13 protein-coding genes are annotated in these 13,020 nt (G+C 60.4%); 9 read left to right on the forward strand and 4 right to left on the reverse strand.

Annotated elements, in window-relative coordinates; all coding sequences use genetic code 11:
• The first annotated feature begins 46 nt into the window (after window positions 1-46).
• Window positions 47-550, forward strand: coding sequence for a DUF1269 domain-containing protein (locus tag ABIB99_RS37885; protein ID WP_028152030.1), 504 nt, complete (start codon window positions 47-49; stop codon window positions 548-550).
• 6 nt (window positions 551-556) lie between these two features.
• Here ABIB99_RS37885 and ABIB99_RS37890 read toward each other — a convergent pair whose 3' ends face one another.
• The gene (locus tag ABIB99_RS37890) at window positions 557-1,267 is read right to left on the reverse strand and encodes a Bax inhibitor-1/YccA family protein (RefSeq protein ID WP_063981774.1); all 711 of its coding nucleotides are present in this window, start codon (window positions 1,265-1,267) and stop codon (window positions 557-559) included.
• A 240-nt stretch (window positions 1,268-1,507) separates the two neighbouring features.
• On the opposite strand from ABIB99_RS37890, the gene ABIB99_RS44550 reads away from it, so the two are divergent.
• From ABIB99_RS44550 to ABIB99_RS37920, 7 genes are all read left to right on the forward strand, one after another.
• Window positions 1,508-1,705: a DUF6894 family protein gene (locus ABIB99_RS44550; protein ID WP_208072594.1), complete on the forward strand. Its 198-nt coding sequence runs from the start codon at window positions 1,508-1,510 to the stop codon at window positions 1,703-1,705.
• A gap of 232 nt (window positions 1,706-1,937) precedes the next feature.
• On the forward strand, window positions 1,938-2,174 hold the full coding sequence (locus ABIB99_RS37895; protein WP_354180752.1) for a hypothetical protein: 237 nt from the start codon (window positions 1,938-1,940) through the stop codon (window positions 2,172-2,174).
• 51 nt (window positions 2,175-2,225) lie between these two features.
• The gene (locus ABIB99_RS37900; RefSeq protein ID WP_354180754.1) at window positions 2,226-3,362 is read left to right on the forward strand and encodes an AI-2E family transporter; all 1,137 of its coding nucleotides are present in this window, start codon (window positions 2,226-2,228) and stop codon (window positions 3,360-3,362) included.
• Complete coding sequence (locus ABIB99_RS37905; protein ID WP_354180756.1) at window positions 3,359-3,958, forward strand: hypothetical protein; 600 nt, start codon at window positions 3,359-3,361, stop codon at window positions 3,956-3,958. Before ABIB99_RS37900 ends, ABIB99_RS37905 begins: the two co-directional genes overlap by 4 nt.
• Entirely contained in the window at window positions 3,959-4,444 is a 486-nt protein-coding gene (locus ABIB99_RS37910) for a DUF992 domain-containing protein (RefSeq protein WP_354180758.1), read from the forward strand. It begins immediately after the preceding gene.
• A 35-nt stretch (window positions 4,445-4,479) separates the two neighbouring features.
• Window positions 4,480-5,724 (forward strand): efflux RND transporter periplasmic adaptor subunit, encoded by a 1,245-nt coding sequence (locus tag ABIB99_RS37915; RefSeq protein WP_063981769.1) that lies wholly within the window; start codon window positions 4,480-4,482, stop codon window positions 5,722-5,724.
• A complete protein-coding gene (locus tag ABIB99_RS37920) occupies window positions 5,721-8,849 on the forward strand; it encodes an efflux RND transporter permease subunit (protein ID WP_354180760.1) in 3,129 nt (1,042 codons plus the stop codon). Before ABIB99_RS37915 ends, ABIB99_RS37920 begins: the two co-directional genes overlap by 4 nt.
• Window positions 8,850-9,360: 511 nt before the next feature.
• On the opposite strand, the gene ABIB99_RS37925 is transcribed toward ABIB99_RS37920, so the two are convergent.
• From ABIB99_RS37925 to ABIB99_RS37935, 3 genes are all read right to left on the reverse strand, one after another.
• Window positions 9,361-9,987, reverse strand: a complete 627-nt coding sequence (locus ABIB99_RS37925; RefSeq protein WP_063981767.1) for a response regulator — start codon at window positions 9,985-9,987, stop codon at window positions 9,361-9,363.
• A gap of 87 nt (window positions 9,988-10,074) precedes the next feature.
• A complete protein-coding gene (locus ABIB99_RS37930) occupies window positions 10,075-10,812 on the reverse strand; it encodes a sensor histidine kinase (RefSeq protein WP_354180763.1) in 738 nt (245 codons plus the stop codon).
• A 267-nt stretch (window positions 10,813-11,079) separates the two neighbouring features.
• On the reverse strand, window positions 11,080-11,292 hold the full coding sequence (locus tag ABIB99_RS37935; protein ID WP_354180765.1) for a hypothetical protein: 213 nt from the start codon (window positions 11,290-11,292) through the stop codon (window positions 11,080-11,082).
• A gap of 658 nt (window positions 11,293-11,950) precedes the next feature.
• Between ABIB99_RS37935 and ABIB99_RS37940 the strand changes: the two genes are divergently transcribed.
• Window positions 11,951-13,000: a hypothetical protein gene (locus tag ABIB99_RS37940; protein WP_354180767.1), complete on the forward strand. Its 1,050-nt coding sequence runs from the start codon at window positions 11,951-11,953 to the stop codon at window positions 12,998-13,000.
• Window positions 13,001-13,020: the final 20 nt, after the last annotated feature.

Raw genomic sequence — 13,020 nt, forward strand, 5'->3', positions numbered from 1 at the left:
GCATCAGTCTTCCCGCGGTCCCTGCGGGAATGCCCAGGAGGTCTCCATGTCTGATCTGGTTGCGATCGTATACCCGACCGAAGCAAAGGCCGAAGAAGTCCGAACTCGGCTGCTCAAACTGCAAAAGGAATATTTGATCACCATCAGTGACGCCGTGATCGCCGTCAAGGCCGAGAACGGCAACATCAAGCTCAACCAGCTCGTCAACACCACGGCGACGGGCGCGATTACCGGCAGCTTCTGGGGACTCCTGGTCGGCGTGCTCTTCCTCAATCCGATCATCGGTGTCGCGGTCGGCGCTGCGTCCGGCGCGCTTGGAGGCGCCTTGTCCGATTTCGGCATCAACGATTCCTTCATGAAGGAGCTGTCCGCTTCGCTCCACACCGGCAACGCCGCGCTCTTCGTCCTGATCAAGAACATGACGGCAGACAAGGTGTTGAAGGAAATCAAGGATGCCGGCGGAGTCGTGTTGAAAACGTCCCTGGACGAGACCAAGGAAAAGATCCTGCGCGATGCGCTCGCCAGCGCGGCGGAGCGGCCGGCGGCCTGAAGCCGCCTACCGCCTACCGCCGAGCAGGCGCAGCAGCATCATGAACAGATTGAGGAAGTTGAGGTAGAGCGACAGTGCCGCGATCACCGACTTGCGGCCTGCCGTCGTCGCATCGTCCCTGCTCTCGTACATCGCCTTGATCCGCTGCGTATCATAGGCCGTGAGTCCCGCAAAGACGCCAACGCCGACGATCGAGATCAACCAATCGAGCCCCGTCGACCTCAGGAAAATATTGACCAGGCTTGCGACGATGATGCCGATCAGGCCCATGAACAGGAAGCTGCCGACCGCGGACAGGTCGCGCCTCGTGGTGTAGCCGAAGACGCTGAGTGCCCCGAACATCGCGGCCGCGATGAAGAACACGCGCGTGATCGAGGCGCTGGTGTAGATGTGCAGCAGCGTCGAGAGCGAGACGCCGACCAGCGCGGCATAGACGAAGAACAGAATGCGCGCCGTTTCCACCGACAACGTATTGATGCGCGCCCCGATGAAGAACACCAGCCCGAGTGGCGCCAGGATGAAAACCCACATCAACGGGCTCTCAAGCAATGCGGGACCCATGAGCTGATACGTCAGCCACGCCACAATTGCAGTCAGGCCCACGCCCGCGGCCATATAATTGTAGATGCGCAGCATGTAGGCGCGCAATCCGGGATCGATCGCAAGCGCGCCGCCACCAGTGCCTGAGGCAGTCAGATTCGGATCATAATTCGACATCGCTTGCCTCCTCGGATTGGTTCGCATGAACAAACCAAGCTAGCGGTCCGGCCCCTGCGGGGACATCGGATGATCACCCGAGCGCCGGAAGATATATCACCCTATCTCGGGATACCCGTATCCGCCAGAGCGACTTACCGAAACGTAACCTTGGGTTGCCCCTGGCTTCTCATCCTTTTTGCCTGGACTCTTACACCTTTGTCACTGGAAGCTGGTCACGCACCAGCCTAATCCGTTCGCATGCGCTACTTCTTTCACATCGTCGACAAAAACGGCCTTTGTCCGGACGGAATTGGATGCGAGTGCGCCGACCATGACGCCGCCGTTCTGCACGCCAGGCATATCGCGACTGAACTCGCTAAGGCAGGCGAGTTGTTCCGCGCGAGCTTCGTGTTGGTCACCCCGGCCGCCGCGCCCGGATCGGCAAGTCCTCATTAGAGGCGGTCGACCGATTTCCTGCCTCGCCCTCTACATAGAATCCCTGATGCGCCGACCGAGAAGCTGCCTCTAGTCTCGTAACCGAGGGTGGCCGGCCTGCCCCGTTCAAATTCGACCCTTCCGCCCACCTCATCTCCGGGGTTGAGGGCTCGCCGCACGCGTCCGCGTCTATGCGTTGGCCGTCGGCGCTATCTCGATCTGAAGTGTTGTTGTGGGTCAGTTGGAGACAAACATGAATGTCCGGACCATTTGCGGTGCCTTGATCCTCGCCGGATCGATTGCGACCGCGCAGTCGACCAGTTCCCAGGCGCACACGACCGATCCGGCCGCATCCGTGCCAAAGCAGGTCACGACACCTGCCCCAAGCACCGCCGCGCCAAATACGAATACGAACCCCACCAAGCATCGCTACTGGCGTCATCGCGGCGGCTCGCATCCCCATTATGGCAGCCGCCGTGTTCGCACCTGAGCCCCGGCGCGACAGTTCGTCATTGCAATCCGCCGCCGAGACACCCGATCGATGAGCGACGTGAGGACAGGACAAGAGCAACCGCGCGAGGTCGTGGTCCGCGAGCCTCCAGACCAGGGCATGACCGACAGGCGGCGCGGTTTTCTCGCAACGGGTCTCGCCCTGCTCGCCATTTGCGTTGCTCTCTTCCTCGTATGGCAAACGGCCTCGAGTCTGCTCATCATCTTCGCAGGCGTACTGTTTGCTGCCTTTCTGGATGCCGCCGCACGCGCACTGGCGCTACTAATTCCACTCAATCGTGTCTGGCGGCTGACATTCGTGCTGCTGCTGCTCACCACCTTGGTCGGACTAGGCCTCGTCTGGGGAGGCGGCAAGCTGCCGGAGCAAACACGCATCCTGCTGAAGGTCATGGACACCCAGTTCGACGTCTTGCAGCAACGCCTTCTGACCTACGGCGTCGATCTGCTTGGTCCGGAATCGGGGCGCGATTTTGCGCAATGGCTGCTGTCCGATCAAGGCCGGTTCTTCAGCCACGCCCAGCTCGTCGTGGGCAGAGCGTCGAGCTTTCTGACCGGTGTGCTGGTGATCGCGTTCCTAGGTATCCTCTTCGCCTTTGATCCCACCAGCCATCGCGAGAGTCTGGTGATGCTGGCGAAGCCTTCCTATCGCGCCCGAACACGCGCCGTAATGAACGAGATGGGAAACGTCCTGCGGCTGTGGTTCGTCGGACAGCTGATCCGCATCATCCTAATGACATTGTGCGTGTGGGTCGCGCTCTATCTGATCGGGCTTCCCGGCCCCTTCGTGCTTGGGCTGCAGGCGGGCCTTTCCAACTTCGTTCCGTATCTGGGACCCATCCTTGCCGCGATCCCCATCGCGCTCGTCGCGATGCCGCTCGGCGCATCGCTGCTGATCTGGGCCGTCGTCATCTACACAATCATTCAATCGATCGAGGGCTATGTGATAGGCCCGTTGATCCAGCGCCAGGCGGTCGAAATTCCTCCCGCATGGACATTGGTCGCGATCGTACTGTTGGGCGCAATGCTGGGCGTGATGGGTATCGCACTCGCGATGCCGCTGGTCGCGGTCGGCCGGGTCGCGATCATTAGATTCTATGTCGAGGATTACCTCGGCGATAACAGCGGGCGCATGTCCAACAAGGGACCACCGCAAATGGGAGCGCCATGAGCGAGATTCGAGCCGAGCGGAACAATGGAATGGAGCCATCCCCGGCGCACACGCGGATGACACATTTTCTGTGGCAGCAACTTCCCTACATCATTGCACTGGTGCTCGCCGTCGCGGGCGTCGCCTATACCAACGCCTCTCACCAGCCTCTCGTTGGTTATTGGGAATTTCTCGCGCTCGCCATCGGCGTTGTGTGCGTCATCAACAAATGGCCGGAGGTCGATGGCAAGGAGGCCCGGTGGCGACTGATCTGGACCCAGGCGCTGCACTGGGTCGCCGTCCTGGTCACGATGAACATCATGCTGGTGTCAGGCGTTCAGCAATTGTTGCCGACGCCGGCAACCAGCCTCGTCCTTCTCACGTTACTTGCGCTCGGCACCTTCCTCGCGGGCGTCAGTCTTCTGTCGCCGCAAATTGCCTTCCTCGGCCTTGCGATGGGCGTCACGGTTCCGGCGATATCCTGGTTACAGCAATCCATCATCTTCTTCCTGTTGGGCGCCGTCCTGCTGATCGGCCTCGGCATCACGTTCTGGCTTCGCCAGGATCGCAGCCCAGGGAGTTCGCCCACCAACACCGGAAGTCAAACGGAGGCTTGAATGCGCATTAACCTGCTTCTTGCGATCATCTGCGGATCCGCCTTGATGTGCGCCGACGCCCTGCCCGCACGCGCCGAGGCCTTCAGGGTCGGCCGGCTCGTATGCACCAGCACTCCGCGCGTTGGGCTGGTGCTTGGCTCCGCGCAGGAGCTTCGTTGCGTATTCGTCACGAGACGCGCGACCCGGCAGTACGTTTACGACGGACGGATCAGGCGCGTTGGCCTCGACATCGGCGTGACCAGCGCAGGAACCCTCTCATGGGCCGTCTTCGCCAGGAACTCGCGCGTCGGCCCCGGCACGCTGCGCGGGAACTACGTGGGGGCGAGCGGCAATGTCGCGTTCGGCCCCGGTCTCGGAGCGAACGTTCTGATCGGAGGCTCTCGCCGGACGATTACGCTCCAGCCTCTGTCGATCGAGCGATCGATCGGATTGAACCTTGCGGCAGGCGTTACGAACCTAACACTCGGCCCGCGCGGACCGGGATAGCGGCTTGTCTCGCCCCCCGGAGCAAGGAGCGGAAAATGGACCTTGCGGACGTCTCGGTCAGGATGCTGGCGGCGGGTTTCCTGACATTCATCGCTGGCGGCACGGGCTGGACACAGCCAGCCGCAGGCCCTCCGCCCGCTGTCGGCATCGTGGAAGCGATCAGACGACCGATCACCGAGACCAACGAATTTCTCGGGCGGATCGAGGCGGTCAATCGCGTCAATGTCGTGGCTCGCGTCACCGCATTCCTGGAGCAGCGGTTGTTCGTCGAGGGTGCCGAGCTCAAGAAGGGCGACCCGCTTTACCGGCTTGAGCGCGGTCCGTTCGAGGCCGATCTCGCGTCAAAGCAGGCGCAGGTGGCCCAGCTCCGAGCGATGCTCGAGAACGCCAAGCTGACGACCGACCGGGCGCGTACGCTGCTCAGCGGGCCGGCCGGTCAGCAATCGACCTACGACGCGGCGATCGCCAACCAACGCAGCCTGGAAGCCCAGGTCCAGGCCGCGCAGGCACAAGTCGATGCGTCACAGATCAACCTCGATTACACCATGATCAGCGCGCCGATCGACGGCAAGATCGGACGTACGGCCGTGACCGAAGGCAATGTCGTCGGTCCCAGCTCGGGCGTCCTGACCACGATCGTCAGCCAGGATCCGATGTACGTCACCTTCCCGGTGCCGTTGCGCCAGGGGCTCGAACTACGCGAACGCTATGGTCCGCAGGGAGGCTTGGAAGCCGTGGTGATCCGGCTGCGGCTGCCCAATGGCCGCATGTATGGCAAGTCCGGCAAGCTGGATTTTGTCGACAACACCATCGCCCAGAACACGGACACGATCACCGTGCGCGGCGAGATCGCCAACCCGATCCTGCGCGCGCCGTCCGCCGCGGGCGTAACCGTTCACGAACTGACTGACGGCGAGTTCGTCACGGTCTTGCTGGAAGGTGTCCAGCCCATCGAAGTGTTGGCGGTCCCGCGTTCGGCGGTGCTGTCCGACCAGCAGGGTGACTATGTCCTCGCCGTTGGCGCCGGCGATAAGGCCGAACAACGCCGCATCAAGCTGGGGCAATCGACGCCCACCATCGCCTCCGTCATCAGCGGCCTCGCGGCAGGCGACAAGGTCATCGTCGAAGGCCTGCAAAGAGTTCGCCCAGGTCAGGCGGTTTCTCCGGGCCCGGCGAGCGCGCTGATCCAGTCGAGCATGAAGGCCGGCACAGGCGACGCGCCTTCGCAGCCAGACCATGGCGGTTCAACTGATCCGCGCCCGGGGGACAAAAAGCCATGATGTCCGCCGTGTTCATCGATCGCCCGCGACTTGCGATGGTCGTGGCCTTCATCATCACCATTGCAGGTGCGCTCGCGCTGACACGGATCCCGGTGGCGCAATTTCCGGACGTTGTGCCACCGCAGGTCACGGTTGCCGGGACCTTTCCCGGCGCGTCTGCCGAGGTCGTGGAGGCCAGCGTCGCTCAACCGCTCGAAGCGCAAGTGATCGGCGTCGACCGAGCTCTGTATATGAAATCGACGAGCGGCAACGACGGCAGCTACACCCTGACGGTGTCGTTTGCACTCGGCACCGATCCCGATATCAACACCGTCAATGTTAACAACCGGGTGCAGAGCGCGCTGTCGCAATTGCCCACCGAGGTGCAGCAGCAGGGCGTGACCGTGCAAAAGAAATCGTCGGCGATCCTGCAATTTCTGGTGCTTTACAGTGCCGACGGCCAGCAAGATCCGCTGTTCATCACCAACTACGCGATCATCAACATACTCGATGCGATCTCCAGCACGCCCGGTGTCGGCCAAGCTAACCTGTTCGCCAAGATGAACTACTCGATGCGGATTTGGTTCGATACGCAGCGGCTGACCAGCCTCAATCTCACGCCCTCGGACGTGATTGCGGCAATTCGAACGCAAAGCGTCCAGGCGCCGGTCGGCCGCATCGGCGCGCGTCCAATCAGCGACGACCAGCAATTCCAGTTCAACGTCCAGACCCTGGGACGGCTCGCGACGGTCGACCAGTTCGCCAATATCGTGCTGCGCGCCAACCCGGATGGTTCGACGCTGCTCGTCAAGGACGTCGCCCGGGTCGAGATTGGCGCGCAGAACCTCGACAGCGAAGCGCGGATCGACGGGCGCGCCGCGGTGCCTCTCGCGATCTATCTGGCGCCGGGCGCCAATGCCGTGACGACGGCGCAGGCGGTCGCGGCGACGATGCAGCGGCTATCGAAGCGATTCCCGACGGGGTTGAGCTATCTCGTGCAGTACGATTCCACGAGCTTCGTACGGGACACCATCTCGGAGGTTCTGCGGACACTGGGAGAGGCCTTCGTCCTGGTCGTGATCGTGGTTTATTTGTTCCTCGGTAATCTTCGGGCCACGGTGATACCAGCCATTGCCGTACCGGTCAGCCTGGTCGGCACCTTCGCGGTGCTGCTGATGCTTGGCTATTCCGCGAATACCGTGTCACTGCTCGCGATGGTGCTCGCCATCGGCATCGTCGTGGATGACGCCATCGTCGTCGTGGAGAACGTCGAGCGAGTGATGGAGGAGGAACCGGATCTTTCGCCAGTCGAGGCAAGCAAGAAGGCGATGACGCAGATCACGGCACCGATCATCGCGATCACGTTGGTGCTGCTCTCCGTCTTTGTTCCGATCGCCTTCATTCCTGGCATTTCCGGCACGCTGTTTCGGCAATTTGCGGTGACGATCAGCGCCGCCATGATGATTTCAGCACTGAATGCGCTGACCTTGTCGCCCGCCTTGTGCGCGCTGTTCCTGCGGCATACTGGACCCCGGCGCGGCATGATCGGCCACGTTCTTGGCGGCATTGACTGGATCCGCGATCGCTATAGCAGCGGCGTACGACGGCTGCTGCGCGTGGCCAGTCTCTCCCTCATCCTGGTCGCCGTGTTCGCGGCCGGCATTTTCGGGATGTCGCACCTGACGCCGACAGGGTTCCTCCCCGAGGAAGACCAGGGCGCTTTCTTCACTTCGGTGCAGTTGCCGGACGGTGCATCCGTTGCGCGGACCAGTGAAGTCACCAAGCAGATCGAGGACGTCCTGAAGGAGATGCCGGCCGTCGACCATGTTCTGGCCATCATCGGTTTCTCCCTGCTTGACGGGGCGTCCGAGCCCAACAGCGCGCTGGTGGTGACGCGCCTCAAGCCGTTTGCCGATCGCAAGGCGGCCGCGGATTCGGTGCAGGCGTTGATCCGGCAGACTTACGCAGCCGGCGCACAAATCCGGCAGGCCAATGTACTGCCGTTCAATATGCCGCCGATCATCGGACTCTCCACCTCAGGCGGGTTCGAGTACCAGCTCCAGGCGCTGGAAGGACAGAGCCCCGCCGCGATCTCCAGTGTCACGGGTGCGTTGATCGGAGCGGCCAATGCCGATCCGCGGCTGACGCGAGTGTTCTCGACCTTCACCGCGACCAATCCATCGATCTATCTCGACATCGATCGACGTAAGGCGCAGGCGCTTGGCGTGACCATCAGCGATATCTTCACGGCCCTTCAGGCGACGCTGGGCGGCATCTACGTCAACAATTTCAACCTCTATGGACGTACCTGGCAGGTCAACGTGCAGGGGGAGGCGCTCGATCGCGCCGACCTTTCCGATATCTGGCGCATCTATGTCCGCAATAGCACGGGTCAGATGGTTCCGATGCGGTCGCTCGCCGGCATCAAGATCGTAACCGGGCCTCAGGTCATTACCCGCTACAACAATTATCGTTCAGTGACGGTGAACGGCAGCCCGGCGCCAGGCGTCTCGTCCGGCACCGCGATGGCAGCGATGGCAGAGATCTCCAACAACGTGCTGCCTGCAGGTTACAGTTTCGAGTGGACCGGCACCGCCTATCAGGAGCAACAGGCAGCAGGACAAACCGGGGTGGTGCTCGCGCTCGCCGTGCTGTTCGCCTATCTGTTCCTGGTGGCGCTGTATGAGAGCACGGTGATCCCGATCCCGGTGCTGCTCTCCGTCGTTGTCGGCGTTCTAGGCTCATATATCGGTATTAAAATCGCCGGCCTCAATCTCGATCTGTACGGCCAGATTGGCCTCGTGGTGCTGATCGCGCTTGCCGCCAAGAACGGCATCCTGATCGTGGAATTCGCGAAGGAACGACGGGAAGCCGGCACAGAGCTTGCGGAGGCCGCGATCCAGGGGGCGCATATGCGGTTCCGCGCGGTGATGATGACCTCGGTTGCCTTCATTCTCGGACTCCTCCCGCTCGTACTCGCAACCGGCGCCGCCGAGCTGAGCCGCAGGGCGGTCGGGACCGCTGTCTTTGCCGGCATGCTCGCCGCAAGCTCAATCGGGATTTTTATGGTGCCGATGCTCTACGTCACGTTTCAGCGCCTGCGCGAGCGCGCGAAGGCACGACCGGTCCCGGCGCGAACCACATGACCCGAGTATCCAGGACGGCGGGAATACGCCGAGCCTGTTGCTCAGGGTTTCGACGGATGCCGGCGTTGCCGTTCCCCGCTACCGTAGTCCGTGCTTGAAACTGCGTAACAAGAAGAGAAGAACAATGAACGCTCCCACACGTCGCGCCTTCCTTGGTTTTGCGCAGGGCGCCGCCGCAGCTGTCGGCGCAATCGGCGTTCGTTTCATTGCGACAGCGGAGGCTATGCCGGTCGCCGCAAATCTGGGACGGGCCGCGATAACCACGGATCTCGCGACGCAGGCGCAGTGGGTCCTCCGCATGGCCCCGGTTGGGGGCGGTCGCGACCGCGCAGGCGCCGTTGGGTTTGCTGGTGGCATCGCGGTCGCCGCCATTGCGGGTGGCGGTGGAGGTGACCGTCCGCGATCCCTTTGCGGACGGGAAAGGACAGCGCTACGCTTCCGCAGCGATCAGCTTTGCTTCACCGCCGCGATCGGTTGCGAAGCGCGGCGGGCCGGCAGCCGCTGATTTCGTTCACTCTTCAATCAATTTAGCTCTGATCGCGTAGCGGACCAGTCCAGCTATCGAATTGACCCCCAGTTTTCCCATGGCCGACGCCCGATGCGTTTCCGTGGTCTTCACGCTTGAGCTCAGCATCGCGCTGATACCCTTGTTGCTGTATCCCTCGGCCACAAGCTTGACAACGAGCCGCTCTCGCGGAGACAGCTTCACATGCCCCTCGCCGGCTTCGTCTTCTCGACCCGACTGACCACAAAATCGTCCGCCAACGAATGGCTTGCGTGCCATTAGCGCTTCAACGGCAGCCAACAGCAGCTTGTTTGCGTCCGACTTGACCAGGAACGCGCGCGCACCCGCCTGAAGCGCCTCTTGAGCCAGCACTCCGGATTCGTGCGCGGTAAAGATCAGCACCTCAGTTTCGCGGAGATGTTTTTTTATTCCTCGAGTTATTTCCAGTCCCGTCATGCGCGGCATGAAGAAGTCGACGATCGCAACATCGGGCCGCTCTTTGAGAGCGGCCTCAAATGCCGATCTTCCGTCGGACGCCTCGGCGACAATCATCCAACCCGGCCGCTGCTCGAGGACCGCCCGTAGCCCGGATCGAACAGCATCATGATCATCAGCAATGAGAATTCGTTTCATGAGAGGGCTGCCTCGATGATCTTGTCGCAAGAGAACCTGGACGAGCTATGGGCGCTGCGTTTGAGCAGCATCTCCAACCGGGCCATCTCACTCGCGCGCAAGAGCGCATGGAAAGGTCGCGCGCAGGATGGTACCGCGCCGCAGCGTTGTGGGTGCCGATAATATCTCAAGCTGCCCTCCCATCTCTTGCAATCGAGCTCGCATGATACGGATTCCCGCTCCGGGTGCCCACGGACGAACGCGGCATGCGCCATCTGCAGCGACCATGCCTTGTCCGTCGTCTCGGACCTCGAGCTTGAACTTCCTGTCCCTCATCCCGATAGTTATGACGACCTGTGTCGCCTTGGCGTGGCGGTAAACGTTCGTCAGGGCCTCCTGAACAATTCTCAGCAACGCTCGCTGCGCCCCGTATGGCAGGCCGTCGACCGCGGACGATATCGAGACCTCAATATTCAGCGGCGTTCGGGCTGCGAGCCCTTCTGCGAATTGCTCGATTGTCGTCTTGAGCCCTCCTTCAAACAGGTCCTGAGGGTGAAGCAGATATGTGAGAGACCGCAATTCCTTCATAGCGCGATCGGTCGAGATGTCGAGCTGATCGCAATGTCTCGTCGCCTTCAGAGGATCGCCTAGCGCACTCCTTACTTGCATCAGAATGAGGCTCGCCGCCACCAGATGCTGGCACGTTGAATCGTGAAGCTCCGACGCAATTTGACGATGAACTTTTTCCTGCAGAGCGAACTGTTCGGAATTCGCCTTGCGCGCATGCCTCGATCCTCCGGAGGCATTTCGAACATGTCGGCTGACCGGTGTCTCCTGAAGGGACATGATACACTCGCCTTCCTGCAGTGCTAACATTCGCACCGCTAGTTTCCTGGCATATGCAGACAACTCTCCGATAAATTTAGCCTACCGCCGCGACACACTGACCACGCAATCAGTATAAGCCACTACGTAGAAATCCTCTAGGCAGCCAATCCCCGTCGTGTGCCGAGCATCCCAAATTTGGCGCGATGCTCCCTGATTCAGATCAAGGAGCTGCAGGTAAGGAGCAGCATGTGGGTCGGCGAAAACGCGATTATGAAGACGCGTCCGTCAATCTGCGCGCTGTGTCATCGCCCGCTTGACGGCGGCGGCAGCAATCGAGCGGCCCGGCGATGGTGTTGCGCCGCAGAACAGTCCGCCGCTGTTTAGGTAAGACATCTTTCCATATTCCGCCCGGGCCACCTCTTTGAAATTCCGTAATTCGGAAATCAACAGAGGCATCGTCGGCTTGTCTTTCGGCGTCGCATCGATCTCCGGATCCATCGCGGCGTTCTATTCGGAGCTGTTCGACACGCGGATCCGCTACACTGGTCTCGTCTTCGCAAAAGAAGTCAGCGGCGCTGTCGTCGGCGGCTTTACGCCACTGATTTCGACGCTGCTGGTGCAGTGGAGTGGCGACGCGAGCTGGCCAGTCTCGGTCTACATGATGGTCACGGCGCTGGCAGCGTTTTTGTGCGCCTATCTCGCCAGGGACATCCTCGACGTCGGCCAGCGAAACGTCACAACTGCGACGAAACGCGACGCTCTTGTGGGCGTGCGACAAGTCATGGACGATACTGGCGACCATGCGAGATGCACATCGCTGAACATCGAATGCCGCTCCGACCTCAGCTTGTACGACGCGAACGCTTGGTCGTGCGCCTTGCCGACGAGCGCGATGGTGATGCGAACCAGCAAGAACATCTCGCGAACATCGCCAAGTCGACGCACGGTGCGATGTCCGACCACCAAAAGCGTCGCACGAGACGCGCCTTGCTCTGTCGCCTGAAATGGAAAAACCCTGGGCGATGACGACAGCCGAGAACTACTGCGGCGGTTTGTCGCGCCGAGGGAGATTTTTCCGGGAATCGACTTCTTTGGCGGAGCTGATCACGATGCAATCTTTCGTTGATCCAAACTCCTCTGCGAAAAGGATGTCACCGTGAAACTAGTTGCGACAATACTTGCTATCTTCTTTTTTCCTGCATCGTGCTTCGCTCAAACGTGCTTTGATTTGGCTTCGCTAGGATACGACACAATTTCCGCCGGCAGCCAAGCTGACTCTTTGGCCATAACTCAAGACGATTTCTGTTCGGAAAAGTTTGAGGAAAACAGCTCCGCGAACAGCCAACGAATAAAGGCGAGTTATAAGGTTATCAGCGGAAGCTACGCAAAAGACGCGACCGAAATCAAAACTCTGCAAGAGAAAACATGTAAGTCCGGCTACGGACTCAGTATCGCATCCGCAAAGGTTTCGACCATCACAAAAAAAGTCCATGATCAGACACTGGCGGCTATCACCGATTGCCTGACACTGCAGAACTCGAATTTGCAATCGTCTTTTAGAACAATTGGCGATGCTACAGCCTTAGTTGCCCAGTTCAAATATTTGAGCAAACCCGCATTGACGTTCCAAAAGGTCGAAGTGGTTGGACCTGGCAAAGCAACTTGCACCGCATACGTGCCTGACGACAAAGCTGGAACGGTGGCGATTGATGGATCAAAAAGCTTCCAGATCGACACTCAAAACGTCACTGTAATTTGCCAGCGTGAATTTGAGAAGGACGCCGGCGGAAAGCAATTCTCCGACAACCTAACAATCGTTTTTATTACACCAGCGAGATCGATCTCGATTCCAATGCCTGCGGTTCGATTGCAGCAAGTGCCTATGGCTGAGTTTGCCGAGCTTAGGGAGGAGGTTGCGTCCGCGAAGACCAAATTGGCGGAAGCCGCAGCGCGGCGGACGTCTCTCGTTTGTGAAAGTCGCTCCATATCAAAGGACAATTGGGCAGCCGATACGGTGCTTTCTGCCAAAGATCCAGATCTTATCGCCAAAGGATACAATGTTGTAAGTGGTGGATGCTTCGTGGCCTATCCGCCTGCAGATACAACTAGTCATCGCCCCACCTTTCGGAAGACGTCTCCCTCCGGCGAGGGCCGCCTTGTTGGATTAGTCCAATTGGTGCGTAACAGTCCTTATGGACAGCCATAAGCGCAGTACTCAGCTTGAAC

Source organism: Bradyrhizobium sp. LA6.1 (assembly GCF_040547805.1).
Classification (GTDB): Bacteria; Pseudomonadota; Alphaproteobacteria; order Rhizobiales; family Xanthobacteraceae; genus Bradyrhizobium; species Bradyrhizobium barranii.